Raw genomic sequence first — 24,704 nt, 5'->3', positions numbered from 1 at the left:
TGCCCGGTGTCGGGTGCCCGGTGTCAGGTGCCGGGCGGCCGAAGGCAGGCGGCCGTGGCCGCGGGCCGTCACGGGCGCGGGCCGTCATGGCGGGTCGTCATGGGCGCGGGCCGGTGAGGAGCAGGTCCGGCGGGCCCGGCAGCCTCCGCCCGAGCAGGGTGCGCAAGGCGGCGTACGCACCGGTGTCGCCGGCCAGGACCCCGCCGAGGAGGGTTCCGGTGGCCCCGTCCAGGACGAGCTTCGCGTAGCGGGAGCCGCCCCGGTCGCTGCGGATGAACTCCGGCCCGGCGGTACGGGCATGTGCGTCGCCGAAGCTGGCGACCTCGACGCCGAGCAGCTTGAGCTTGGTGGACAGGTCGGGGGCGCTGAAGGCGTCGCCGGGATCGCCGGTCAGGTCCCGGGCCACCAGGTCGGCCATGCGGTAGCCCGGTCCGACGAGCCCGTGACAGCGGCCGTCGACGGCGGCGCAGTCGCCGACGGCCCGGATCCGCGGGTCCGCGGTCCGGCAGCGGCCGTCGACGAGGAAGCCGCCGCGTTCGCCGGTGGCCAGCCGGTGGCGGCGCAGCACCCGGCCTTCGAGGTTGGTCAGGGTGCCTTCCTCCTCGGCCCATTGGGTGACGGGGAGGACGACGTCGGCGGCGAGGGCGGTCTCGGAGGGGACGAAGTCGGCGACGACGAGCAGGTCGAGGGCGGCCAGCCGCTCGGCGATCCGGCCGGCGTCGGGCGCGGAGACGACCGGGTTGCAGCCCTTGTGGCACAGGCTGCCCCGGTTGGCGGGGAACGCGGGGTCGGGGTGGGCGACGACGGCGCCGCGGGAGCCGGTGAGGAGGGTCCCGCACTGCAGGGCGCAGTACGGGCAGTGGGTGGCCGTGGGGGGTCCGGGTTCGGTGGGGGGTCCGGGTTCGGTCGGCTCGGTCAGCTCGGTCACGGTGTACACGTCCGCCCATGGAGGCGCTTAACGGACAAAAAGGAACACGAAACCGGCATTTCCCGAGCCGACGTTTTGATACGCACCAGGAAATCCCAAATCGCCGCCAACCCGCTGGGCGGCGGTACGGCTACGCGTCTCCGGGCAGCAGGTGCTGCGCGACCTCGCGGAAGCTCCAGGTGCCGCGCCGGCGGGTGAACATCCACACCAGGTCGTAGCGGTCCGGCCAGACGGCGGGCACCCCGATCACCCGGTCCGCGCCGAGGGCGCGGACCAGCCGGGGCACTCCGGGGTGCTCCCAGCAGACGAGCACCGGCATCGGAGCCGCCAGCACGGCGCGGCCCAGGGCCGCTTCGGCGCCGACGGCGAAGTCCGTCCGTACGGGCGTCCGCAGGGCGGCGGCCAAGGCCCCGACGGTCTGCCGGCAGCGGGCGGGAGCGGCCGCGCCGCCGGGTGCGAAGACGGCGGCGGGTCGCGGCAGCGCCGCGGAGCGGGCCGATACGAACAGGCGCGGCAGCTCCTCGGCCCGGCGCCATCCGCGCCCGGCGAGGAAGCCGGGGCTCTCGTTGCCGTCGGCGTCCTCGCCGGTGTCGCCCGCGTACGGCTTCTCCGCGTGCCGGATCACCATGACCAGGGCGTCCTTCGGCCCGGCCGGCGGGCCGGGGGCCGGGCTCGCGCCGCCCCGCTCCCCGGAGCAGCCGGCCGTCGTGAGCGGGGCGAGCGCGGCGGCCAGCACCGCTCGGCGGCACGGTCCGGCGGATCCGGCGGGCGCATCTGGCATGGGCCCCACTGTCCCCCACCGCCGGAGCGGGCCGGGGCGCGGCACGGCGCCGCGCCCCGACGAGCGCCCGGTCGGCCGATCCGCTGGGCCGATCGGGTCAGCCGCGCCGCGTACCGCCCTTGCGGGCCGCCCGCAGCCACTCGCGGTTCATCGCGGCGATCGACGGCAGCGGGATGCCCTTGGGGCAGGCCGTGGCGCACTCGCCGGTCAGGGTGCAGCCGCCGAAGCCCTCGGCGTCCATCGTGGCCACCATGTCCAGGACGCGGGTCTCCCGTTCGGGCGAGCCCTGCGGCAGCACGTTGAGGTGGTTGACCTTGGCGGAGGTGAACAGCATGGCGGAGCCGTTGGGGCAGGCCGCGACGCAGGCGCCGCAGCCGATGCACTCGGCGTGCTCGAAGGCGTGGTCGGCGTCGGCCTTGGGCACGGCGGTGGCGTGCGCCTCGGGCGCCGAGCCGGTCGGGGCGGTGATGTAGCCGCCGGCCTGGATGATTCGGTCGAAGGCGCTGCGGTCGACGACGAGGTCCTTGACCACCGGGAAGGCGGCGGCCCGCCAGGGCTCGACGTCGATGGTGTCGCCGTCGGCGAAGGAGCGCATGTGCAGCTGGCAGGTGGTGGTGCGCTCGGGGCCGTGGGCGTCGCCGTTGATGACGAGGCTGCACGCGCCGCAGATGCCTTCGCGGCAGTCGTGGTCGAAGGCCACGGGCTCCTCTCCGCGCAGGATGAGGTCCTCGTTGAGGGTGTCGAGCATCTCCAGGAAGGACATGTCGCGGGAGATGCCGTCGACCTCGTACGTGACCATGGCGCCGGGGGCGTCGGGGTTCTGCTGGCGCCAGACGCGCAGGTTGAGCTTCATGCGTAGCTCCGCTGGGTGGGGTGGACGTACTCGAAGACGAGGTCTTCCTTGTGCAGGACGGGTGCGGCGCCGGTGCCGCGGAACTCCCAGGCGGCCGCGTAGGCGAACTCCTCGTCGCGGCGGGCGGCCTCGCCGTCGTCGGTCTGGGACTCCTCGCGGAAGTGGCCGCCGCAGGACTCGGTGCGGTGCAGGGCGTCGAGGCACATCAGCTCGGCGAGCTCGAGGTAGTCGACGATGCGGTTGGCCTTCTCCAGGGACTGGTTGAGCTCGGTGCCGCTGCCGGGGACCTTGATGCGCCTCCACAACTCCTCGCGGATCTGCGGGATCCGGGCGAGCGCCTTGCGCAGGCCCGCGTCGGTGCGGGCCATGCCGCAGTACTCCCACATCAGTTCGCCGATCTCCCGGTGGAAGGAGTCCGGGGTGCGGTCCCCGTCGACGGCGAGCAGCCGCTCGATGCGCTCGCGGGTCTCGCGTACGGCGGCCACGGCCTCGGGGTGCCCGGCGTCGACCGGGTCCTGGTGGGGGTGGCGGGCCAGGTAGTCGTTGATGGTGGAGGGGAGCACGAAGTAGCCGTCGCCGAGGCCCTGCATGAGGGCGGAGGCGCCGAGGCGGTTGGCCCCGTGGTCGGAGAAGTTGGCCTCGCCGATGGCGAACAGGCCGGGGACGGTGGTCTGGAGGTCGTAGTCGACCCAGAGGCCGCCCATCGTGTAGTGCACGGCCGGGTAGATCCGCATCGGGACCTCGTACGGGTTCTCGGCGGTGATCCGCTCGTACATCTCGAAGAGGTTGCCGTACTTCTCGGCGACCTTGTCCCTGCCCATGCGGCGGATGGCGTCGGCGAAGTCCAGGTAGACCCCCTGGCCGCCGGGGCCGACGCCGCGGCCCTCGTCGCAGACGTTCTTCGCGGCGCGCGAGGCGATGTCGCGGGGCACGAGGTTGCCGAAGGAGGGGTAGATCCGCTCCAGGTAGTAGTCGCGCTCCTCCTCGGGTATGTCGGCGGCGGGACGGCTGTCGCCCTGGGCCTTGGGGACCCAGATGCGGCCGTCGTTGCGCAGGGACTCGCTCATCAGGGTCAGCTTGGACTGGTGGTCGCCGGTGCGCGGGATGCAGGTGGGGTGGATCTGGGTGAAGCAGGGGTTGGCGAAGTACGCGCCGCGGCGGTGCGCCCGCCAGACGGCGGTCGCATTGGAGTTCATGGCGTTGGTGGACAGGTAGAAGACGTTGCCGTAGCCGCCGGTGGCGAGGACGACGGCGTCGGCGAAGTGGGTGGATACCGCGCCGGTGACCAGGTCGCGGGCGACGATGCCGCGGGCCCGGCCGTCGACCGTGATCAGGTCGAGCATCTCGGTGCGGGCGTGCATCTCGACGTTGCCCGCGGCGATCTGCCGGGACAGGGCCTGGTAGGCGCCGAGGAGGAGCTGCTGCCCGGTCTGGCCGCGGGCGTAGAAGGTGCGGGAGACCTGGACGCCGCCGAAGGAGCGGGTGTCGAGGAGGCCGCCGTACTCGCGGGCGAAGGGGACTCCCTGGGCGACGCACTGGTCGATGATCTCGACGGAGATCTGGGCGAGGCGGTGGACGTTGGACTCGCGGGCCCGGAAGTCGCCGCCCTTGACGGTGTCGTAGAAGAGGCGGTGGATGGAGTCGCCGTCGTTGCGGTAGTTCTTGGCGGCGTTGATGCCGCCCTGCGCGGCGATGGAGTGGGCGCGGCGCGGGGAGTCGGAGTAGCAGAACTGGACGACGTGGTAGCCCTGTTCGGCGAGGGTGGCGCCGGCCGCACCGCCGGCGAGGCCGGTGCCGACGACGATGACCGTGTGCTTGCGCCGGTTGGCCGGGTTGACGAGCTTGGCCTCGAAGCGGCGGCGGTCCCACCGTTCGGCGATCGGTCCGGCCGGGGCCTTGGTGTCGGCGAGGGGTTCGCCGGTGGTGTAGTGCGCGTAGTCGTTCACGGTCAGTTCACCACTCCGGTCATGACGGCGACGGGGACGGAGACGAACCCCGCGAAGAGGAGGAGGGCCAGGGCGTTGGCGAGGGTTTTCAGGGTCCGGTCGCGGCGCGCGCTGCCCGCGCCGAGGGTCTGGGCCGCGCTCCAGAAGCCGTGCCGGACGTGCAGGCCGAGGGCGGCCATCGCGGTGATGTAGATGACATTGCCGTACCAGGTGGAGAAGGTGGCGAGGACGTTCTCGTACGGGTGGCCGGCCCAGGCACGCTCGTTGACGGTCAGCGTGGTGAGGTCCAGCAGGTGCCAGACGATGAACAGGCCGAGGATGACGCCGCCCCAGCGCATCGTGCGGGTGGCGTAGCTCGCGCGGCGGCGCTTGTGGGCGTACTTCACCGGGCGCGCTTTGATGTCGCGCCGGCTGAGCTGGTACGCGGAGACGGCGTGGGCGACGACGGCGGCGAGCAGGACGACGCGGGCCGCCCACAGGCCCCAGTGGCTGTGCAGGAAGGGCTCGCCCATGTGCCGCAGCCAGTGCGCGTAACCGTTGAACTCCTCCGGGCCGAAGAAGATCTTGAGGTTGCCCATCATGTGGACGACCAGGTAGCCGAGCATGATCAGGCCGGATACCGCCATGACGGACTTCTTGCCGACGGTGGAGTCCCAGAGCGTGCGCGTGGTGGACGGTCGTCGGCCCGTCCGCGTTGCCAGAGCCATGCCATCGACGGTAGGGACAGAGGTGGCGAGAGGTCCAAGACATGGTTCCGCTGAACTCGATAGCCCTTGCCTATGGACGGCTGTAGCCTGGGGGGATGCAGTTCCAGCAGCTCCTGTACTTCGTGGCGGTGGCCGAGACGCGGCACTTCACGCGGGCGGCCGAGCGGGTGCACGTCGCCCAGCCGTCGCTCTCGCAGCAGATCAAGGCGCTGGAGCGGGAGTTGGGGGCGGAGCTGTTCAGCCGGGCGCGGGGGAACATCGCGCTGACCGACGCGGGTGAGGCGCTGCTGCCGCTGGCCCGGCGGATCCTGGCGGACGCGGACACCGCGCGGCTGGAGGTGCAGGAGCTGGCGCAGCTGCGGCGCGGGCGGGTGCGGCTGGGGGCCACGCCCAGCGTGTGCACCGGCCTGCTGCCGGGGGTGCTGCGGGCCTTCCACGCCGCGCATCCGGGGATCGAGCTGCTGATCGAGGAGAGCGGTTCGCTGGACCTCGTACGGGAGCTGGCGCGCGGGGCCCTGGACCTGGCCCTGATCGCGCTGCCGCTGCCGCCGTCGGCGCCGGCGCTGGACACGGTGGAGCTGCTCACGGAGGACCTGGTGGTGGTCTCGTCGGCGCAGCTGCCGCCGCCGGCCCGGGGCGGTCCGCTGACGGTGTCGGCGCTGCGGGATGAGCCGATGGTGATGTTCCGGCACGGCTACGACCTGCGGGACCTGACGGTGGCCGCCTGCCGGGCGGAGGGCTTCGAGCCGGCGTTCACGGTGGAGGGCGGGGAGATGGACGCCGTCCTGGGCTTCGTCCGCGCGGGGCTCGGCGTGGCGGTGGTCCCGGAGATGGTGGTCGCCCACGCCGGGCCGGGGCTGCGCAGCACGCCGCTGATCGGCGCCCCGCTGCGCCGCACCATCGCCCTGGCCCACCGCACGGACGTGGCCCCGCCGCGGGCGGCGCGCGAGCTCAAGCGGATGCTGCTGGGCTGAGGCGGGAGCGGCGGCGAGCGGGGCGGAGAGGCGGAGAGGCGGAGGGGAGCCGATCCGGGCCGGAGGCGTGGGGCGTCAGGGTCTTCTGGGCCGGAGGGTTCTGTCGAGGCCGTCGGCCAGCATGGCGAAGGCCTGCTCGGCATCGGCCACGGCCTCCGGGAGGGCCTCGTCGGCGCTCTGGCCCGCCTCGACGCGCAGCCAGTTCTCCCGGCCCAGCTCCTGGCGAACCGCAACCAGGTGCCTGGCGGCCAGCCGGGCGGGGAGCGGCGGGACCGACTCCGCCTCGAGCGCCTCGGCGAGGAGGGCGACCTCGCGGTCCGTGTAGTGGGCCAGACGGGTCTCCAGGCTGGCGGTGGCGTACAGCAGCCGCAGGAAGGCGACCACGTCCGGGTGGTCGCACAGGCCGGTGATCGGATCCCGTTCCGCCAGGGCGGCCAGGAAGTGCGTCCGCAGCGCGGCCACCGGGCTCTGGCCGGCGGGCCGTTCGCCGACGATGCGGGCGGCCTCGTCCTGGTGGTCGGCGAAGCGGTCGAGGACGAGGTCCTCCTTGGTCGGGAAGTACCGGAACAGCGTGGGCTTGGAGACCTCCGCCGCGGCGGCGACATCCGCCACCGACACTGCGTCGAAGCCGCGTTCCAGGAAGAGCTCCAGGGCGGTGGCCGCCAGGTGCTGTCGCATGCGGAGCTTCTTGCTCTCGCGCAGGCCCGTCGTGTTCTCCATGGAGACAGCGTACCACGAATGAGTGACCGGGTCATTTTTGTGACCCGGTTGCTTTTTTTGGCGGGAGCCGCTTTCCTTGAGACAACGACGAGGAAAGGGACATCCGATGACGGACGTACTCATCGCGGGCTCCGGCCCGACGGGGCTCACCCTGGCCTGCGACCTGGCCCGCCGGGGCATCGCGGTGCGGGTCGTGGAGCAGCGCGAGGCACCGCACCGGGAATCGCGCGGCAAGGGGCTGCGCTGCAGCAGCCTCAAGGTGTTCGAGGAACTCGGCATCGCCGAGCGGGTGCGGGCCACGGGGCGGACGGGGCTGGTGCTGCGCAAGTACTTCGACGGGGACCATGTCAGCGACACCCCCGGGGACGACGACGGCTTGCTCATCGGCCAGTGGCAGATCGAGGAGGCGCTGCGCGACCGGCTGGCCGAGCTCGGCGTGCGCGTCGAGTACGGAGCGCGGCTCGCGGCGATCCGCCAGGACGCGGCCGGCGTCGAGGCGGAGCTCGCGGACGGGCGAGTGATCCGGGCCGGTTACCTCGCCGGGTGCGACGGCGGCTCCAGCACGACCCGCAAGCTCCTGGGGATCCCCTTCGAGGGGCACACGGCCCAGGAGGAGGCGATGGTGCTCGGGGACGTGCGGGCGCCCGGGCTCAGCCGGGAGTTCTGGCACCAGTGGTTCACGGCGGAGGGCGGCGGCATCCTGCTCTGCCCGATGCCCGGGACGGACAGCTTCCAGCTGCAGGCCGTGCCCGAAACGGACGAGCGGGGCACGGCGCGGCCGCCGTCGCTGGAGGGCTTCCAGAGGCTCTTCGACCGGTACGCGCGGATGCCGGGGATCCGGCTCGCCGATCCGACGTGGCTCTCGTCCTGGCGGATCAACGTCCGCGTGGCCGCTCGGATACGCGAGGGCCGGGTCTTCCTCGCGGGCGATGCGGCGCACGTCCACCCGATCGCCGGCGGGCTCGGCATGAACACCGGCATCGAGGACGCCGCCGCCCTCGGGCGGGCCCTGGCCGCGGTCCTGACCGGGGGCGCCGGGGCGGAGGTGCTCGAGGCGTACGCGGCGGAGCGGCTGGCGGTGGCCGCCGCGGTGGTGGCCGACACGGCGCAGCGGTACGAGCGGGTCGTCGAGGCGGTCCGCACGCCCGGCCGCGGCACCGAGGCGGGCCGCGACCGGGACCCGTACGAGCTCGCCCCGGAGCCCGAGCCGGAGCCGGAAGCGGAGCAGCGGCCGGAGCCGTAGGCGGTCGGGCCGCGGGCCCGGGCCCGAGGCTGACCGCGCTCGGCCTGGGCCCCGCGGGAGCGGGGCTTCGGGAGGGGGTCTTCGGCAGGGGGCTGTGAGGAGGGGTAGCCAGGAGAAGGTCGTCGGGAGGGGGAGCGTCAGGAGGGGGTGGGGACCGCGTCGCAGAGGGAGAGGGCGTGGATGCGGTCGGGGGCGCCGGGGCGGGCGTAGTACCAGCCCTGCGCGGTGTCGCAGCCGAGGGCGCGCAGTTGGGCGGCCTGGGCTCCGGTCTCCACACCCTCGACCGTGACGGCGAGTTCGAGGCTGTGGGCGAGGGCGACGATGCCTTCCACGATCTTGACGTCGACCGGGTTGGCGGGCTGCTGTTGCATGCCCTTGGTGAAGGAGCGGTCCAGCTTCAGCACGCTGACCGGCAGGCGGCGCAGGTTCGCCAGGTTCGAGTAGCCGGTGCCGAAGTCGTCGAGGGCGATGTCCACGCCGAGCTCGGCCAGCCGGCGCAGCGGTTCCAGGAGTTCGTCGTCGGCACCGATCAGGGCCGATTCGGTGACCTCCAGGCACAGCGCGCCCGGGGCGAGGCCGGAGTTCTCCAGGACGGCGACGGTGTCGGCGACGAGGCCGGGGTGGTGCAGCTGGGTCGGCGAGAGGTTGACGTTGATCCGCAGGGCCGTGCCGCCGAGCTGGCGCTGCCAGTTGCGGGCCTGGCGGACGGACTCCTCCAGGACCCAGCGGCCGAGCGGCACGATCAGCCCGGTGCGCTCGGCGAGCGGGATGAAGCGGTCCGGGCCGAGCACCCCGTACTGTGGGTGCTCCCAGCGCACCAGCGCCTCGGCTCCGTGGACGCTGCCGTCGTGCATGTGGACCAGCGGCTGGTACTCGATGAAGAACTCGCCGCGCTCCAGGGCGGCGGGCAGGGCGTTGGTCAGGCCGTGGCGGGTGATGGCGCGGGCGTCGGCCTCCGCGTCGGCGAACTCGAAACGGCTGCCGCCGGCCGCCTTGGCCCGGTACATGGTGATGTCGGCGCTGCGCAGCACCTCCGCCGGGGTCCGCTCCCCCGCCGGGCCCTCGACGATGCCGATGCTGCCGCGCACCGACAGCTCCCGGCCCTCGATCCGGATGGGGGTGGACAGCGCGGACAGGATGCGGACCGCGAGCTCGGTCACCTTCTCCTCGGTGTCCGGGCCGGTGGTCAGGGCCACGAACTCGTCGCCGCCGAGCCGGGCGACGACCTCGCCCGGTCCGGTCGCGCAGCTCTGCAGCCGGTCGGCGACCTCCACCAGGAGCCGGTCGCCCGCGGAGTGGCCGAGGCTGTCGTTGACGGCCTTGAAGCCGTCCAGGTCCAGGTAGCACAGGCCGAAGCGGCTGCCGCCGGCCCCGGCGAGGGCCTTCTCCAGGCGCTCGAAGAACAGGGTCCGGTTGGGCAGTCCGGTCAGGGCGTCGTGGGTGGCCTCGTAGCGCAGGCGCAGGTTCAGCAGGCGGCGCTCGGTGGTGTCCTCCATCAGGGCCAGCTGGTACTGCGGCACCCCTTCGGCGTCCCGCAGCAGGGACACCGTGAGGTTGGTCCACAGCACGGTCCCGTCGTGGCGGTAGTACGGCTTCTCCACGCGGTAGCTCTCGCGTTCGCCGCGGACCAGCTCCCCGTACATGCGCCACACGTGCGGGGCGTCGTCGGGGTGGCCCCACTCGCTGACGTTGCGGCCGCGGACGTGCCCGCCCATGCCACCGAACATCTGCAGCAGGGCGTCGTTGACCTCGATGACGTTGCCCTCAAGGTCGGCGATGCCGATGCCGATGGCCGCGCCCTCGAAAACCGCCCGGAAGCGCTCCTCGCTCGCGTGCAGGGCCTGCTGGGCGTCGATGCGGGCGGTCAGCGCGGAACGGGCGATGGCCTCCTGCTCCCGCAGGGTGCGCTCGCGCAGGGCCCGGGCGAAGCCCGCCGCGATCCCGTGCTGCAGCCGCGCGCAGCGCGAGCGGTACTCCTCGGCGCCCTCGACGCCGACCCCGTCGGGGCCGCAGTAGAGCACGAGGTAGGACTCGACGACACCGAGCGTTCCGGCCAGCGCCTCGGGGTCGGTGCAGTGGACGGCGACGAGCTCGGCCCCCACCTGCTGGGCGACGGCCGCGTCGAAGGGCCGGGCGTGCAGGGCCTCGGCGAGGGTCCGGGTGAGCGGCACGAGGTGCTGCTCGAACTCGACGCGGGTCAGCGAGGTCGCGGTGAAGGGGAAGATCGCGCGACCCCAGATGGTCGCGAAGCGCCCGATCCGGTCCTCCAGGCCGGCGCGCAGCGCGGCGGGGCCCGCCGGTCCTGCCGGCGGGCCGGGTGGCGGGGTCTGGGCGGGTGCGCCCGCTGCGGGTTCCGCGCCGTCGGGGGTCGGTGTGCCGGGCGGCACCGCGGCCGTGGATCTCACGCCTTGCGTCCCACTCCGCCGAAGCCCGAGAACGCGTACGGGTCCTCCGGCATCTCCCCGTCCTGCGGGTCCTCGAGGCCGTCGGGCTGCCAGTTCGGCATCGACACGAGCCCCGGGTCGACCAGCTCGAACCCGTCGAAGAAGCGGGTGACCTGCTCGCGGCTGCGCATCACCAGCGGGTTGCGGATGTCGCGGTAGACGCCGACCATCCCGCCGGCGACCTCCTCGGAGAGCGGGAGGCCCTCGTACGAGGCGTGGGTGATGACCAGCAGGCTGCCGGCGGGCAGCGCGTCGCGCAGCTCGGCGACGGCGTCGTACGGGTCGTCGGCGTCCTCCAGGAAGTGCAGGACGGCGACCAGGAGCAGGGCGACCGGCCGGTCGAGGTCCAGCAGCCGCACGGCTTCGGGGGCGGACAGGATGTCGCGGGGCTTGCGCAGGTCGGCGGCGACGACGGCGGTGCGGTCGTCGCCGGCCAGGACGGCGCGGCTGTGCGCGACGGCCACCGGGTCGTGGTCGACGTAGACGACGCGGGCCTCGGGGCTGGCGGCCTGGGCGACCTCGTGGACGTTGCCGAAGGTGGGGATGCCGGAGCCGATGTCGAGGAACTGGGTGATGCCACGGGAGACGGCGTAGCGGACCGCGCGGCGCATGAAGGCCCGGTTGGCCTGCATGATCTTGGGCAGGCCCGGCATGAACTCCATGGCGCGGCGGGCGGCCTGGCGGTCGACCTCGAAGTTGTGCGATCCGCCCAGGTAGTAGTCGTAGATGCGGGACACGCTCGGCACCGATATGTCGATCCCTGGCGGGGCCCAGGCGGGGCGCTCCATCGCGGTCTCCAAGTCGTGGTCCAGTGCGGTCTTGGCGGGGTCGGACAGCTGTCCGAGCCGAATGTACTGATCATTGCCCAAGGGGGCGAGCAAAAGCGGAAATTGGTGATCCGTTCTTCATCACACACCAAAGGCCCCTGCGACCCCCGCCGCACCGGATGGCCGAAACCGACAAGTCGCTTATGGGATTGAACGACTCTGCGATCGGGTGCCTTCGATTCGTGGCTCAAACCTCTACGGTCCGCGCTCCATCCGTTCAGGCGAACCAGGACCGGCTCCCGCGTGCGCGGGCGCGCGCGAGCCCATGCTGCCGGGGTGAACAGAGCCTCTACCAGGCGCCTGCTGGTGGTCCCCGCCCTGCTGTGGGTGGCCTTGTCGGCCACTCCGGCCGTGGCCGATAGCTGCGCCCACGCGACGATCTGCGCCGACGGCGCCGCAGGCGCCGCCGGGCCGGTCTCAGCCGCCGGCAGCAGCCCCGCAGAAGGGGCCCGGGGTGGCGCACATCACGGCGACGGCCCGCCGGGCGGCCGCGGAAACGGTCATGCCGGCACCCACGGCAACGGCAACGGCAACGGCTGGCACCACGGCGGCGGCCACGGCCACGACGGGCACCACTGCCCTCCGCCGCCGCCCCCGCCGTGCCCGCCGAAGCCCACCCCGCCCCCTCCGCCCAAGCCGACACCGCCGCCCGCGCCCACTCCCCCGCCCGCCCCGAAGCCCACCCCGCCACCGCCGCCGAAGCCGGCCCCCAAGCCCCCCGAACCGCCCGCGCCCAAGCCCGTACCGGCCCCGCACCGCGTGCACGCCGCCCCGGCCCCCGCGGTGACGCCGCCACCGCCACCGCCACCGCCCGTGAAGAAGGCCGTGGCCCGGCCCGCGTACCACGCGGCAGCCGCCAAGCCGGTCGGCCACCACATCTCGCCGGTGACCTTCACGCTCATGACCGCGGCGCCCGCGGTGCTCGCGATCGTCGCGCTGCGCCCGCGCTAGCCCCCGCCCCCACCCGCCCGTGGGCCCCACCCGCCCGTGAAAACCGATTGGGAGTCATCTTGTCGGAATGGCTCGTCCTGACCCTCGCGATGGCCGCGGCCTGCGCCGTCGTGCTGGCCATCGCCTTCTTCAACCACCGCCGGATCGGTGACGACGACGATCCGAACGAGACCCCGGACGTCATCGAGTACATGACGATGATGATCGGGGTGATCTACGCGATCGTGCTGGGCCTGGCGATCGCCGGTGTCTGGGAGGGCCGCGGGGCCGCCCAGGAGTACGTGCGCCAGGAGGCGCAGGCGCTGCACGAGATCAGCGCCCGCGCCCAGGTCTACCCCGCCGACGTGCGGGCGAAGATCCGCTCCGACGTCGACGCGTACGTGACGTACGTGGTGGACACGGAGTGGAAGGAGATGGCCGAGCACGAGTCCGTCACGGACCGCAGCGCCGAGCTGCTGGAGCGCATCCGGCGCGACGTGACCGACTACGTGCCCCAGACCGACCACGAGGGCCAGGCCTACCAGCCCCTCGTGGACCAGGTGGCCCTGGTGGACGACGCCCGCAGTGCGCGCGCCGAGAGCGCGGGGGCGACCATGCCCGGGGTGGTCTGGTTCGGGCTGATCACCGGGGCGCTGGTGACGGTGGGGATGATCTTCACCCTCCAGATCCGCCGCTCGTTCCGGGAGTTGCTGCTGGCGGGCCTGTTCAGCGCGCTGATCGCCTTCCTGCTGTTCCTGATCTGGGACTTCGACGCCCCCTTCGGGCGGGGCATCGCCGCCACCGCCGAGCCGTTCTTCGCGCAGTTCCCCCACCTGGGCCTGGAGGACTGACCGCACGGGCACGCGGGTGGGCCGGCCAAACCGGCGCGGGGCTCCGCGTCACCGGTACGGCCCACCTGCATGCCCCGTTTGCCCGTTTCTGATCGCGGGTCACCGCGCCCGCACCTAGCGTGGCGGACATCGAGGTGCACGACCTCCCACCGGCGGAAAAACCCTTCCGCGGGTGCTCCTCGCCAGATCCGGAGAACCCCCGATGAGCGCGATACGTACCTCCGCCACAGCACTGCTGAGCGCCGGCGCCGCGGGCGCCGTACTCGCGCTCGGTGCCTTCGGCGCGGCCGCCGCGAGCGCGGCCGAGGCGCAGCCCGTCACATCGTTCGGCTTCGCCCTCACCCCGTCCACGGTCGAGCCCGGCGGGCAGACCGTGCTCTCCGTCACCGGCTGCGACGCGGCCTATGCGACCGTCTCCTCGGGCGTCTTCGACACGGTGAGCATCCCGCGCGGCCAGACCGCCCGCGTCCGGGTCGACCGCGACGTCCGGCGCGGGGCCCTCTACTCGGTCACCTTCACGTGCAACGGCGAGAACGGCTCGGCCGACCTCACCATCGCCGGCGGCACCAGCCGGCCCACCACCAGTTCCACCTCCAGCGCCAGGGCCCTGGCGCGGCCCACCGGGACGGCGAGCACGGCCACCGCGGCCACCCGGGGCGCCTCGCTCGGCGTCCGCGGCGGTCTGGGCGGCAGCGCTGCCGGGATGGACCCGTGGGAACTCTGCGCCGGCGGCGGCCTCTTCCTCGTCGCGACGGGCGCGACCGCGTACGCGCTCCGCCGCCGCTCCACCCGCGTGCACTGACGCCGCCCCGGGACCGCCGCCCCCGGACCGCCGCACCGGGGCCACCGCGCCCGGGGCGTTGGGGGACCACTGCCCCGACGGGCCGCCGGATCAACCACCCGCTGACCACCGACCGCCGGTCGCCCCGAGTCCCGGCCTGGATTCGGGGCGGCCTGGATTCGGGGCGACCGGCGGTTCACCGGGCCGGGACCGGGGAGCTCGGCCGGCCGTCAGGTCCGGTTGCGGGCCGGGCGGCGCCGGCGCAGCACGTGGATGCCCGCGCCCAGCGCCCCGGCTCCCACCAGGCTCGCGCCGATGGCCGTCTCGGCGGTGGACGGGCCGAACGAGCCGCCGAGGCCGCCCTGTGCGCCCCTGCCCTCGAGGATCGTGAAGCGGTGCGTGGCGACCAGGCTGTTGTCGTTGCACTTGACGGACAGCGTGTGGTTGCCGGGCGAGGCGTGGTTGAAGATGCGGACGGTCGCGAACCCGATCGAGCCGGCCGACAGGTTGGCCTGCGGAAAGTTGTTGGGCGACCAGACGGTGCCGCCGCGGGTGCAACCGGCGGCGCTGACCTGCATCGTGGAGCCCTGGTGCACGGAGTACGGGTTGACCGTGACGTTGCTGGGCCCCCTGCCGCTGTTGCCTCCGTCGCCGCCCCGGCCGCCGTCCCCGTCGCCGCCCCGGACGCCGGCCAGGCCGCCCGCGGGGAGGCCGCCCGCGGGGAGACCGTCCGCGGGGAGGCCGCGGGTGCCGGGCGGATCGCCTGCGGGGGCGGCCGCGGGGGCACCAGGTGCTCCGGGCACCTCGCCCACGGGTGCCGCCGCGGGGGCCTCCGGAGCGGCGGGCGCCTCGGCCGCGGGAGCCGCCGCGGGAGCACCCGGGCCGGTCGGCGCCTCGGCCGCGGGGGCCGGCGCGGGGGCACCCGGGCCGGCCGGCGGATCCGCCGTGGGGGTGGCCCGGGCGCCGGGCGGGTCGCTTACGGGGTTCGCCGAGGCCAACGGGATACTGAGACCGACGGCGGCGCAGGCCGCCGCGGTCACGGTGAGAGCGCGCAGAACACGCATGGTGGAACCTCCAGCGGAAAGCGCCCCGGAGCGGTCGCCCGGGCTGATCGACGAGAACGCCTCCCACCAGGAACCCTCGGGTCGCCCCGCAAGCAGCGCATGTCCGGCTTTGGGCCGCACGGTTGAGCGACACGCCGAGGGGTTGGCACTGCTGCTGACGGATCCGCAGGTCACGACCCGTCAGCTGTTTATGTGATGAATACCTGTATGGGCGCATCCGTTCCGGACGGGCCACCCGTTCGCCCTTCACCGATCGCCGTCTTGCGGAACCGGCCTTAGCGTGCCTGGAGAAGGGCGTACCGGGGTGGGACGGGAGCGCGGGTCGGGACCCCCGCGTCGGGAAGGGAGAGCCATGACCGAGGACGAGAGCGAGCAGCCGCCGAGAAGACGATCACCCTGGGGCGTGCTCGCACTGGTCATGCTCAGCGGCCTCGCCCTGATGCGCAACGGAGCGGGCCTCGAGGACGGGCCGCCGCAGCCGACGGCGGCCTCGGCGGTGGCACCCGCCATGCCGCCTCCGTCGGGCGCCGCCGTGCCGCAGGCGCCGGTACCGGCTCCCGTGGCGCCGATGCCGCCGGAGCCGCTGGGGCATTCCTCCGTGCAGCGCATCCGGATCCCCGAGATCAAGGTGGACGCGCCGGTGATGACGGTCGGGGTGGACGCCCAGGGCTGGATCGACGCCCCGCCGCCGGAGGACCCGAACCTGGCGGGCTGGTACCTCAACGGGATCTCCCCGGGCCAGCGCGGTTCGGCGGTGATCGTCGGACACGTCGACAACGCGCAGGGACCCGCCGTCTTCTACGGCCTGGGTTCGCTGCACAAGGGCAACCACATCGAGGTGCAGCGCTACGACGGGCGCACGGCGGTGTTCGAGGTGTACGGGGTGGAGGTGTTCTCCAAGGACTCCTTCCCCGGCGCCCGGGTCTACGGGGACACCGGCCTGCCCGAGCTCCGGGTGATCACCTGCGGCGGCAACTACTCCAGGGCCCGGGGCTACGACGGCAACGTGGTCGTCTTCGCCCGGATGGTCTCGGCCCGCTGACGGCCGGGTGGGGCGCGGTGTCCGCCGCGGGCGGCACCGGCCCCGTACGGCACGGCCCCCTCGCGACACGGTCCCGTACGGGACCGACCGGCGAGGGGGCGGCCTCAGCGCGGCGGCAGTGGCGGGAGGGTCATGCGGTAGCCGCGGGCGAGGAGTTGGGGAAGGTACGCGGTCAGCGCCCGGACGGTCTGGATCCGGTCGCCGCCCGCATCGTGGTTGAGGACGATCACGCCGGGTCCGGCGCGGTGCAGGACGCGCGAGATGATCGTGGCCGTGCCCGGATCCTTCCAGTCGAAGCTGTCGACGGTCCACGCGAGCGGCTCCATGCCCAGCTCGGCCCCGATCTCGAACGCGGCCCGGTTCCACTCCCCGTACGGCGCGCGGAACCACACGGGCGGCTCCCCCACCGTCTCCTGGACCAGCTCGCTGGTACGGGCGATCTCGGCTGCGAGGTCGGGCCGGCTGAGCCTGGGGATGTGGGGGTGGGACCAGGTGTGGTTGCCGATGACGTGGCCCTCGGCGGTCATCCGGCGCAGCAGGTCCCTGTTCTCGGAAGCCCTCTCCCCGCAGACGAGGAACACCGCGCGGACGTCGTACCGGGCGAGGGTGTCGAGGATGTGCGGGGTGTGGCGGGAGTCGGGGCCGTCGTCGAAGGTGAGGACCATGGCCCCCGCCTTGCTCGCCTCGGGCGGGAGTTCCATGACGGGGCGGGTGCGGACGGTGGGTCTCGCCGTGGGCGCGCGCAGGGGCACCTCCGCGGTCATGGGGCTCAGGCGGTACGGGGTGCGGGCGGACGTCTGCGGCCGCGGGGCCCGGACTCCGCGCGGTCCGGGGCCGCCGCCGAATCTGGGCTGCGCGCCCGTGGGCCCGACGCCGGCACCAGGACCGGCTCCCGCACCGGTTCCGCCGCCGGCGGTCTGCCCGGGGGTGCCGGTGCCGCCGTCGGCGAGCAGTCCGCAGGCCCCGGCGATTCCGAGGAAGACGGCGGTCCGCAGGACCACGCGCCGCCCTACTGTCGGCTCGTCATTTTTCATTATTACTACGTACCAACGACTTCGCCGCAGAGGCCTGGAGGCGCGGACGCGCCCGCCTCCCCTCACCCGGTCGGCGGATCAGCCGCGCCGCACCAGCGGGAACGGCAGCGTCTCGCGGATCGTCAGGCCCGTGAGGAACATGACGAGCCGGTCCACCCCGATCCCCAGGCCGCCGGTCGGCGGCATCGCGTACTCCAGGGCGTCCAGGAAGTCCTCGTCGAGCTCCATCGCCTCCGCGTCGCCGCCCGCCGCCAGCAGCGACTGGGCGGTCAGCCGGCGCCGCTGCTCGACGGGGTCGGTGAGCTCCGAGTAGGCGGTGCCCAACTCGGTGCCGAAGGCCACCAGGTCCCAGCGCTCGGCGAGGCGCGGGTCCCCGCGGTGCTGGCGGGTCAGCGGGGAGACGTCGGTGGGGAAGTCCTTGTAGAAGGTGGGCAGGGTGGTCTTCTCCTCCACCAGCCGCTCGTACATCTCCAGCACCACGTCCCCGCGGGTGTCCTCCGGCGCGTGCGGCACCCCGGCCCGGTCGCACAGCGCGCGCAGCGCATGCTCCCCGGTGTCGGCGTCGACCGGTTCGCCGAGCGCCTCGCTGATCGCCCCGTAGACGGTCCTGACCGGCCAGGGTCCCGAGATGTCGTGGACGGTGAGCTTGCCGTCCGGTCCCGCCTTGTGGGCGATCGGCTCGCCGAACGCTGCGCTCGCCGCGCCCTGGATCAGCTCGCGCGTGAGGTCGAGCATCACGTCGTAGTCGGCGAAGGCCTGGTAGGCCTCCAGCATCGTGAACTCGGGGTTGTGCTTGTAGGACACGCCCTCGTTGCGGAAGGTGCGGCCCATCTCGAAGACCTTCTCCAGGCCTCCCACGCACAGCCGCTTGAGGTACAGCTCGGGCGCGATGCGCAGGTACAGGTCGAGGTCGTAGGCGTTGATGTGGGTGCGGAAGGGCCGGGCGTTGGCGCCGCCGTGGATCTGCTGGAGAATCGGGGTCTCGACCTCCAGGTAGCCGCGGTCGAGCAGCCCCTGGCGCAGGGCCTGGACGGCGGCCGAGCGGGCCCGTACGACGTCCCGGGCCTCGGGGCTGGCCACCAGGTCGAGGTAGCGGCGCCGGACCCGGGCCTCGGGGTCGGCCAGGCCCTTGCGCTTGTCCGGCAGGGGGCGCAGGCATTTGCCGGTGAGCTGCCAGGAGGTGACGACGAGGGAGAGCTCGCCGGACTTGCTGGTGCCGATCTCCCCGGTGGCGAGGACGTGGTCGCCGAAGTCGACCCGGGAGGTGAAGGCGTCCAGTACGTCCGCCCCCGCCTCATCGCGGGTGAGCAGCAGCTGTATGTCCCCCGACCAGTCGCGCAGGACCGAGAAGACCACGCCGCCGAGGTCGCGTACGACCATGACGCGCCCGGCGAGGGTGGCCCGTTCGCCGGTGCGGGCGCCGGGCGGGCCGCCGGGGTGGGCGGCCCGCAGCCCGGCCGCGGTGTGGGTGCGCGGGGGGATGCCGACCGGGTACGGGTCCACGCCGGCCGCGCGGATGCGCTCCAGTTTGTCGTGGCGGACCCGTACCTGATCGGGGAGCCGCTCGGCCGGGGCGGCGCGCCCCTCCTCCAGCGCGGCGAGTTCCAGGCCGAGCGCGTCGAGGGAGGGCAGGCCCTCGGTGGTGGCGGGGGCGGCGGCGCCGCCCTTGGGGTGGCCCTTGCCCCAGAGTTTGCGCAGGCTGGGTACGGAGACGAAGCCCTCGGCGATCCCGGAGGCGAGGCTGACCCGGGCGAGCGAACCGGCGTCCTGGTAGCACAGGAACCGCGGGTACCACTCGGGCCCGTACTTGACGTTGGAGCGGTACAGGGCCTCCAGCTGCCACCAGCGGGAGAGGAACAGCAGCAGCCGGCGCCACAGCTTGAGGACCGGGCCGGCGCCGATGCGGCCGCCCTCCTCGAACGCGGAGCGGAAGACGGCGAAGTTGAGGGAGATCCGGCGCACGCCGAGGCCGGGGGAGGCGGCGCACAGCTCGGCGACCATGAACTCCATGACCCCGTTGGGGGCGGTGCGGTCGCGGCGCATCAGGTCCAGGGAGATGCCGTCCCTGCCCCAGGGGACGAAGGACAGCAGGGCGATCAGATCGCCGTCCTTGTCGAAGGCCTCGACCAGCAGGCAGTCCCCGTCGGCGGGGTCGCCGAGCCGGTCCAGGGCCATGGAGAACCCGCGCTCGGTCTCGGTGTCGCGCCAGGTGTCGGCGCGGTCGATGATCCGCTCCATCTCCTCCTCGGTGAGGGCGGAGTGGCGGCGGACGAGGGTGGTGGCGCCGGCCCGTCTGACGCGGTTGACGGCCTGGCGGGTGACGCGCATGTCGCGGCCGTCGAGGTCGAAGTGGGCGACGTGGAGGATGGCCTCGTCGCCGAGCTGGAGGGCGCTGAGCCCGGAGCGGGCGTAGGCGGTGGCGCCGTCCTCGGAGGCGCCCATCACGGCGGGCTGCCAGCCGTGGCGGCGGGCGACGCCGAGCCAGGCGTCGATGGCGGGGGTCCAGGCGCCCGGGTCGCCGACCGGATCGCCGCTGGCGAGGCAGACGCCGGCCTCGACGCGGTAGGTGACGCAGGCCTTGCCGTTGGGGGCGAAGACGACGGCCTTGTCGCGGCGGGTGGCGAAGTAGCCGAGGGAGTCGCTGCGGCCGTACGCACGGAGCAGGGCGCGGATGCGGGGCTCCTCGTCGCCGTGCAGGGCGGCGGTCAGCCGCTGGGAGCGAAAGAGGGTGGCGGCGGCGTTCAGCAGGGCGAGGGCGCCGAAGAGGCCGAGGAGGAAGTTCAGGGGGCGCGGCGGGCGGCCGTCGAACTGGCGGTCGGAGAACAGGCCGCCGAAGACCTGTTTGGCGGCCCAGTCCAGCCACTGGTCGCGGGGCAGGGTGCCGGGGAACAGCGCGACGAGCCCCCAGCCGAGCAGGACGGCGGCGAGCAGGCCGAGGCCCAGGACGAGCAGGGCCCGCCAGAAGGCGCCGGGGCGGGAGGCGGCGTAGAACTCCCTGCGCCCGGCGACCAGGAGGACCAGGGCGGCGACGGCGATGGCCATGGAGGGGCCGCCGATCCAGTAGTCCCCGTCGGCCATGATCATCAGGTCGACCGCGACCAGCAGGGCCAGATAGGTGACGACGATCCACCAGGCCACCTTCTTGCGGGTGCCGAGGGCGGCCGCGAGCAGGAAGAGGAAGACGGCGTAGGCGAGGTTCGCGCTGACGGGCACCACGAACTCGTCGAGGAAGCGCACCACGTGCCGCAGGAGGTGGCGCAGCGTCGGGGAGAGCGCGAGGACGGCGCAGAACACTCCGAGCGTGCCGAAGAACGCGGCGAATCCGTCCGGCACCCGGTTCATGAAGCGGTTCCGGGTGCCGCGGGTGCCGCCGGGGCCGCCGGTGCCGCGGGTCTCCTCCAGAGTGGCGCTCATGGTTCGCACTGTAGGGAGGGCGCCGGGGCTCCGCGCGACGAAGCCCATGGCCCCCTGTCAGGGATTGCCGGCCATCGTCAGGCCGTCCTTGGCCGCCCCGCGGCTGAGGACGGCCCCGGCTATGGCCTCCTGGGCGCGGCGGCGGTCGCCGCCGACCGGGTCCGCGGCCAGGGCGGCCGGAAGGTTGAGGACCTGGCCGGCGGACAGGTCCATCATCTGCGGTATGAACTCGGCCTTGGTGACCTGCCAGCGCCCGCCGGGGGCCGCGGGCGGGGCGAAGGTGAAGCGGCCGATGGAGCCGTAGTTGCCGCGCACGTCCCGTGCGCCCGAGTGGTTGAACATCTCGCCGGCGACCTGGTCGCCCATGCCGTAGATGATCCAGGTCCCGTTGACCTTCTCGTAGGCCTGCGGTATGTGGGCGTGGGTCCCGAGTATCAGGTCTATGTCGGGGCGTCCGGCGGTCTGCGAGGCGGTCAGGGCCTTGCCGAGGGAGAGCTGCTTCTCGTCCGGCTCGGTCTGCCATTCGGTGCCCCAGTGCAGGCTGACCAGGACCACGTCCGCGCCCGCCTTCCGGGCGGCCCGCGCGTCCGCGATGATCCTGTCCTTCTCCATGAGGTTGACGGCCCAGGGCCGGCCCGGGGGCATCGGGTAGCCGTTGGTGTCGTACGTGTAGGCGAGGTGGGCGACCTTCGCGGTCCCGGCCGCGTACAGGGTCGGGGCGGCCGCCTCGGCTGCCGTACGGGCCGATCCGGCGTGCTTGAGGCCGACGCGGTCGAAGGTGTCGAGGGTGCGTCCCAGCCCCTCGGCCCCGGCGTCGAGGGTGTGGTTGGAGGCCGTGGAGCAGCCGTCGTAGCCGGCGTCGCGGAGCCCTTCGGCGACCTGGGGCGGGGACTGGAAGGCGGGGTATCCGGTGAACGGGCCGCCGTCGGGGCCGTAGACGGTCTCCATATGGCATATGGCCAGGTCGGCGGCCGAGACGACCGGCTTGACCTTGGCGAACATCGGCTTGAAGTCGTAGCCGTTGCCGCCGGCGTCGTTGTGCGCGCGCTTGATGATCGAGTCGTGCGGCAGTACGTCGCCGCTGGCGACCAGGGTGAATCCGCGGGCGGCGGTGGACCGGCCGGCGCTCGGTGGTGGGTCCTGGGGGTTGCCGAGGCGGGCCGAGGCGGGTTCCTTGCCGGCCGTGCAGGCGGCGGCCGCGGCCGAGAGCAGGGTGGCCGAGAGGAGGGCGAGGGCCCGTCGGGCGTGCGGGGTCATGGGGGGCTCCATTCATGGGACTGCCTGATCATCTTTTAACCCATCAGGGGGGTGGTGCGCGTGTCGGCCGGCGGATCCGCCACCCGGCGGCCCGTTCGGCGCGCCGTTCGACCGTTCGTCGCCGGGCGCGGCCGCCCACCGGACCACCCGGGTGCTTGGGCGCAACGCCCGGGCCGGACCGTTCCCGCCGGCGCCCGGCGCAGGTCAGGGTGGGCCCATCAGCCCCGAACGGACCCAGGAAGGAGCCACTCGTGCCCCTCTCCCCCGCCCTCGCGCGCACCGACCCCGAGGCGCTGGCCGAACTCCAGCGCGACCACGGACGGGCTCTGTTCGGTTTTCTGCTCGGCCTCACCGGCGGCGACTCCCAGCGCGCCGAGGACCTCGTCCAGGAGACCCTCGTACGGGCCTGGCAGCACCCGGAGGTCCTCTCCAGCGGCCACGAGTCCATGCGGCCCTGGCTGTTCACCGTGGCGCGGCGGCTCGCGATCGATGCGCGGCGGGCGCGCCTGTCCCGACCGCAGGAGGTCGACGCGGAGGGCCTGGAGCAGGCGGCGGCGCCCGAGGACGCGGTGGCCGGCTCGGTCACGGCGATCGACGTCCGCCGGGCCGTGGGCTCCCTGGGCCCGGAGCACCGGGAGGTGCTGATGCAGGTCTACTTCCGGGACCGCTCGGTGGCCGAGGCGGCGGCGGAGCTCGGCATCCCCGCCGGCACCGTCAAGTCCCGTACGCACTATGCCCTGCGCGCCCTGCGCAAGGGACTCCAGGGATACGGATACGGCCTCGGCGCCTGATCATCCCGGAAATCCACTCACGGAACGATCCCAATGCACGCGGATCGGACAGAAACCGCACGGAAATCGGCCTTAGACCGTTCAAGTTGAGTAAACATCCCCCGTTGTGCGAGGCGCTCGGTGAAGGCTCGACGCTGACGACGGCAAGCTCGACACGCGGGAGAAGGTGGAACGGTGCAGCCCGAGGGTACGAACGGCACCAGTGACGGCGGGCTCGCGGTGCCCATGGCATGGCTCTACGCGGAGTACATCGCCGACGAACTGCTGCGCACGGGCCGGCTGATCCCGGCCAGTACCCTGGAGTTCCGTGCCGGGCGCGACACGCTCGCCCTGACCATCTACCTCTCGGACGCCGCCGGCGAACTCTCCGGCATCCGGGTCGTCTCGCAGCTCGACGAGTGGCTGTCGCTGACCGCGTACGGGCACCCCTGGCGCGACTGGGTGCACACCCGGTTCCTCGCCCTGGGTGAGGAGGCCCGCGAGAGCGGCCGCGGCGAGGACCCGGACCTGGAACTGGCCCGCGCCGCCTGGGGCTGGCTGGACCGCACCGAGCTGTTCGCCACCAACCTCGACCCGGGCCGTCACGGCCACACCGACCTGCCGCACGGCCTCGACGAGAACGCCCGCGTGTGGACGCCCGCCTGGCAGCTCGGGCTGCCGCTCGGCCACTTGGCCATGCACCTGTTCTGAGCCGTCGGCGGGGCCGGAGTTGCCGGCGGGGTTGGTCGTGCCTACAGGCGGCGCTGCGGGGCCGGGGCCTCGGCGGGGTCCATCACCAGGCCGGTGAAGTCCGCCTCGTTGCGCTCGGCCCGCTTCACGTACCGGCGGGCGGTCAGCCACAGCAGCGGGTACACCGCCGGCCCGAGCACCACCCACACCAGCGGCCCCGAGGCCGCGCCCGGCAGCACCAGCAGGACCGGCAGGACCGCGGCCGGCAGCCCGAGCGCGGCCAGGACCCACAGCCCGGCCCGCAGCTGGCTGCGCATCAGGGCCCGTACGTAGGTGGCGCCCAGGGTGGTCTGCTCGGAGATCTCGGAGCGGGCCGGGGTGTGGGCGGGCGGACGGCGGCGGCCACCGCGCGGCACGCCCGTGACGGTCTCCCGCCGGGGCGGCGGCGGGGGCGGGGGCAGCTGCTCAGGGGACATGGAGCCGGAGTGTACGGCTCACTTGAGGAGACGGGACAGCCTGCGGTCGGCGAGCGGCTTGCCGCCGGTCTGGCAGGTCGGGCAGTACTGGAGCGAGGAGTCCGCGAACGACACCGAGCGGATGGTGTCCCCGCACACCGGGCACGGCTCCCCGTCCCGCCCGTGCACCCGCAGCCCGCTCTTCTTCTCGGCCTTCAGCTGGGCGGCGGCCGTGCCGTGGGCGCGCTCGACCGCCTCGCGCAGGGTGCTCCGTACCGCCTCGTACAGCCGGGTGACCTGCTCCTCGTCGAAGGCGGAGGCCAGCCGATACGGCGAGACCTTCGCCGCGTGCAGGATCTCGTCGCTGTACGCGTTGCCGATCCCGGCGATCACGCCCTGGTCGCGCAGGACCCCCTTGATCTGCCGCCGCTCCCCCGCCAGCAGCCCGGCGAACGCGTCCCGGTCGAAGCCCTCGGCCAGCGGGTCGGGGCCGAGCCGGGCGATGCCCGGCACCTCCTGGGGGTCGTGGACCACGTACACGGCGAGGCGCTTCTGCGTGCCCGCCTCGGTGAGGTCGAAGCCGGCGCCGTCCTCCAGCACCACGCGCAGGGCGAGCGGGCCCTTGCCGGGCCGCGGAGGGCGGTCCGGGAGGGTGTCGTGCCAGCGCAGCCAGCCGGCCCGGGCCAAGTGGGTGACGAGGTGGAGCGCGCCGATCCGCAGGGCGAGGAACTTGCCGTACCGGGCGGTGGGGCCCGCGGTCTGTCCTTCGAGGGCGGTGAGCGGCGGGTCGTAGGTCTTGAGCACGCTGACGGCGAGCGGGAGGACGCGCGCGACCACCCGCTCGGTGAGGTGCTCGTCGAGGAACTCCCTCAGGGCCTCGACCTCCGGGAGCTCGGGCATGCCCCCAGCCTGACCGCCCGGGCGGCGATCCGCGAGCGGGGCGGCCCGCGGCGCCCGGTCGGGCCGGGGGTGGGGCGGTCGGGTCGGGTCAGG

General features: G+C 73.6%; 22 protein-coding genes. 8 read left to right on the top strand and 14 right to left on the bottom strand.

What is annotated here, in order from left to right; genetic code table 11:
* Positions 1 to 97: 97 nt before the first annotated feature.
* From AB0F11_RS23515 to AB0F11_RS23495, 5 genes are all read right to left on the bottom strand, one after another.
* The gene (locus tag AB0F11_RS23515; protein WP_362177025.1) at positions 98 to 937 is read right to left on the bottom strand and encodes a molybdopterin-dependent oxidoreductase; all 840 of its coding nucleotides are present in this window, start codon (positions 935 to 937) and stop codon (positions 98 to 100) included.
* Positions 938 to 1,058: 121 nt separating this feature from the next.
* Entirely contained in the window at positions 1,059 to 1,709 is a 651-nt protein-coding gene (locus AB0F11_RS23510; protein ID WP_362177022.1) for a hypothetical protein, read from the bottom strand.
* A gap of 97 nt (positions 1,710 to 1,806) precedes the next feature.
* Positions 1,807 to 2,562 (bottom strand): succinate dehydrogenase/fumarate reductase iron-sulfur subunit, encoded by a 756-nt coding sequence (locus tag AB0F11_RS23505; RefSeq protein ID WP_361915040.1) that lies wholly within the window; start codon positions 2,560 to 2,562, stop codon positions 1,807 to 1,809.
* On the bottom strand, positions 2,559 to 4,508 hold the full coding sequence (locus AB0F11_RS23500; protein ID WP_362177018.1) for a fumarate reductase/succinate dehydrogenase flavoprotein subunit: 1,950 nt from the start codon (positions 4,506 to 4,508) through the stop codon (positions 2,559 to 2,561). Before AB0F11_RS23500 ends, AB0F11_RS23505 begins: the two co-directional genes overlap by 4 nt.
* A 2-nt stretch (positions 4,509 to 4,510) precedes the next feature.
* Positions 4,511 to 5,215 (bottom strand): succinate dehydrogenase, encoded by a 705-nt coding sequence (locus AB0F11_RS23495; RefSeq protein WP_362177015.1) that lies wholly within the window; start codon positions 5,213 to 5,215, stop codon positions 4,511 to 4,513.
* Between the two features lie 95 nt (positions 5,216 to 5,310).
* Here AB0F11_RS23495 and AB0F11_RS23490 point away from each other — a divergent pair, with 95 nt between their 5' ends.
* Positions 5,311 to 6,189: a LysR substrate-binding domain-containing protein gene (locus AB0F11_RS23490; RefSeq protein WP_362177012.1), complete on the top strand. Its 879-nt coding sequence runs from the start codon at positions 5,311 to 5,313 to the stop codon at positions 6,187 to 6,189.
* Between the two features lie 75 nt (positions 6,190 to 6,264).
* On the opposite strand, the gene AB0F11_RS23485 is transcribed toward AB0F11_RS23490, so the two are convergent.
* Complete coding sequence (locus AB0F11_RS23485; protein ID WP_362177009.1) at positions 6,265 to 6,909, bottom strand: TetR family transcriptional regulator; 645 nt, start codon at positions 6,907 to 6,909, stop codon at positions 6,265 to 6,267.
* Between the two features lie 106 nt (positions 6,910 to 7,015).
* Here AB0F11_RS23485 and AB0F11_RS23480 point away from each other — a divergent pair, with 106 nt between their 5' ends.
* Positions 7,016 to 8,152: an FAD-dependent monooxygenase gene (locus tag AB0F11_RS23480; protein ID WP_362177006.1), complete on the top strand. Its 1,137-nt coding sequence runs from the start codon at positions 7,016 to 7,018 to the stop codon at positions 8,150 to 8,152.
* A gap of 137 nt (positions 8,153 to 8,289) precedes the next feature.
* On the opposite strand, the gene AB0F11_RS23475 is transcribed toward AB0F11_RS23480, so the two are convergent.
* A complete protein-coding gene (locus tag AB0F11_RS23475; RefSeq protein WP_362177062.1) occupies positions 8,290 to 10,434 on the bottom strand; it encodes an EAL domain-containing protein in 2,145 nt (714 codons plus the stop codon).
* A 119-nt stretch (positions 10,435 to 10,553) separates the two neighbouring features.
* Positions 10,554 to 11,384, bottom strand: coding sequence for an SAM-dependent methyltransferase (locus AB0F11_RS23470; protein WP_362177059.1), 831 nt, complete (start codon positions 11,382 to 11,384; stop codon positions 10,554 to 10,556).
* A 315-nt stretch (positions 11,385 to 11,699) separates the two neighbouring features.
* On the opposite strand from AB0F11_RS23470, the gene AB0F11_RS23465 reads away from it, so the two are divergent.
* The 3 genes from AB0F11_RS23465 (at position 11,700) to AB0F11_RS23455 (ending at position 14,006) form a co-directional block, all read left to right on the top strand.
* Positions 11,700 to 12,374, top strand: a complete 675-nt coding sequence (locus AB0F11_RS23465; protein WP_362177003.1) for a hypothetical protein — start codon at positions 11,700 to 11,702, stop codon at positions 12,372 to 12,374.
* Positions 12,375 to 12,433: 59 nt separating this feature from the next.
* Positions 12,434 to 13,204 (top strand): hypothetical protein, encoded by a 771-nt coding sequence (locus AB0F11_RS23460; RefSeq protein WP_362177000.1) that lies wholly within the window; start codon positions 12,434 to 12,436, stop codon positions 13,202 to 13,204.
* Between the two features lie 202 nt (positions 13,205 to 13,406).
* The gene (locus AB0F11_RS23455; RefSeq protein WP_362176997.1) at positions 13,407 to 14,006 is read left to right on the top strand and encodes a hypothetical protein; all 600 of its coding nucleotides are present in this window, start codon (positions 13,407 to 13,409) and stop codon (positions 14,004 to 14,006) included.
* A 209-nt stretch (positions 14,007 to 14,215) separates the two neighbouring features.
* Here AB0F11_RS23455 and AB0F11_RS23450 read toward each other — a convergent pair whose 3' ends face one another.
* Positions 14,216 to 15,049 (bottom strand): hypothetical protein, encoded by an 834-nt coding sequence (locus tag AB0F11_RS23450; RefSeq protein ID WP_362176994.1) that lies wholly within the window; start codon positions 15,047 to 15,049, stop codon positions 14,216 to 14,218.
* Between the two features lie 352 nt (positions 15,050 to 15,401).
* Between AB0F11_RS23450 and AB0F11_RS23445 the strand changes: the two genes are divergently transcribed.
* Positions 15,402 to 16,091 carry a class F sortase gene (locus tag AB0F11_RS23445; RefSeq protein ID WP_362176991.1) on the top strand — a complete coding sequence of 230 codons (690 nt, stop codon included), beginning with the start codon at positions 15,402 to 15,404 and terminating at the stop codon, positions 16,089 to 16,091.
* 104 nt (positions 16,092 to 16,195) lie between these two features.
* Here the strand turns inward: AB0F11_RS23445 and AB0F11_RS23440 are convergent, their stop codons facing one another.
* The 3 genes from AB0F11_RS23440 to AB0F11_RS23430 form a co-directional block, all read right to left on the bottom strand.
* Complete coding sequence (locus AB0F11_RS23440; RefSeq protein WP_362176988.1) at positions 16,196 to 17,125, bottom strand: polysaccharide deacetylase family protein; 930 nt, start codon at positions 17,123 to 17,125, stop codon at positions 16,196 to 16,198.
* 78 nt (positions 17,126 to 17,203) lie between these two features.
* The gene (gene lysX, locus AB0F11_RS23435) at positions 17,204 to 20,539 is read right to left on the bottom strand and encodes a bifunctional lysylphosphatidylglycerol synthetase/lysine--tRNA ligase LysX (protein WP_362176985.1); all 3,336 of its coding nucleotides are present in this window, start codon (positions 20,537 to 20,539) and stop codon (positions 17,204 to 17,206) included.
* A gap of 57 nt (positions 20,540 to 20,596) precedes the next feature.
* Positions 20,597 to 21,796: a CapA family protein gene (locus AB0F11_RS23430; RefSeq protein WP_362176982.1), complete on the bottom strand. Its 1,200-nt coding sequence runs from the start codon at positions 21,794 to 21,796 to the stop codon at positions 20,597 to 20,599.
* A gap of 251 nt (positions 21,797 to 22,047) precedes the next feature.
* Here AB0F11_RS23430 and AB0F11_RS23425 point away from each other — a divergent pair, with 251 nt between their 5' ends.
* Complete coding sequence (locus AB0F11_RS23425) at positions 22,048 to 22,587, top strand: sigma-70 family RNA polymerase sigma factor (RefSeq protein ID WP_361915079.1); 540 nt, start codon at positions 22,048 to 22,050, stop codon at positions 22,585 to 22,587.
* Between the two features lie 225 nt (positions 22,588 to 22,812).
* Complete coding sequence (locus AB0F11_RS23420) at positions 22,813 to 23,277, top strand: hypothetical protein (protein WP_362177056.1); 465 nt, start codon at positions 22,813 to 22,815, stop codon at positions 23,275 to 23,277.
* A 41-nt stretch (positions 23,278 to 23,318) separates the two neighbouring features.
* Here the strand turns inward: AB0F11_RS23420 and AB0F11_RS23415 are convergent, their stop codons facing one another.
* Complete coding sequence (locus tag AB0F11_RS23415) at positions 23,319 to 23,732, bottom strand: hypothetical protein (protein WP_362176979.1); 414 nt, start codon at positions 23,730 to 23,732, stop codon at positions 23,319 to 23,321.
* 18 nt (positions 23,733 to 23,750) lie between these two features.
* Positions 23,751 to 24,611: a DNA-formamidopyrimidine glycosylase family protein gene (locus AB0F11_RS23410; RefSeq protein WP_362176976.1), complete on the bottom strand. Its 861-nt coding sequence runs from the start codon at positions 24,609 to 24,611 to the stop codon at positions 23,751 to 23,753.
* Positions 24,612 to 24,704 lie beyond the last annotated feature (93 nt).

Source organism: Streptomyces sp. NPDC032472, from assembly GCF_040636955.1.
In the GTDB taxonomy this organism is placed as follows: Bacteria; Actinomycetota; Actinomycetes; order Streptomycetales; family Streptomycetaceae; genus Streptomyces.
This window is presented reverse-complemented; position numbering and strand designations above follow the sequence as displayed.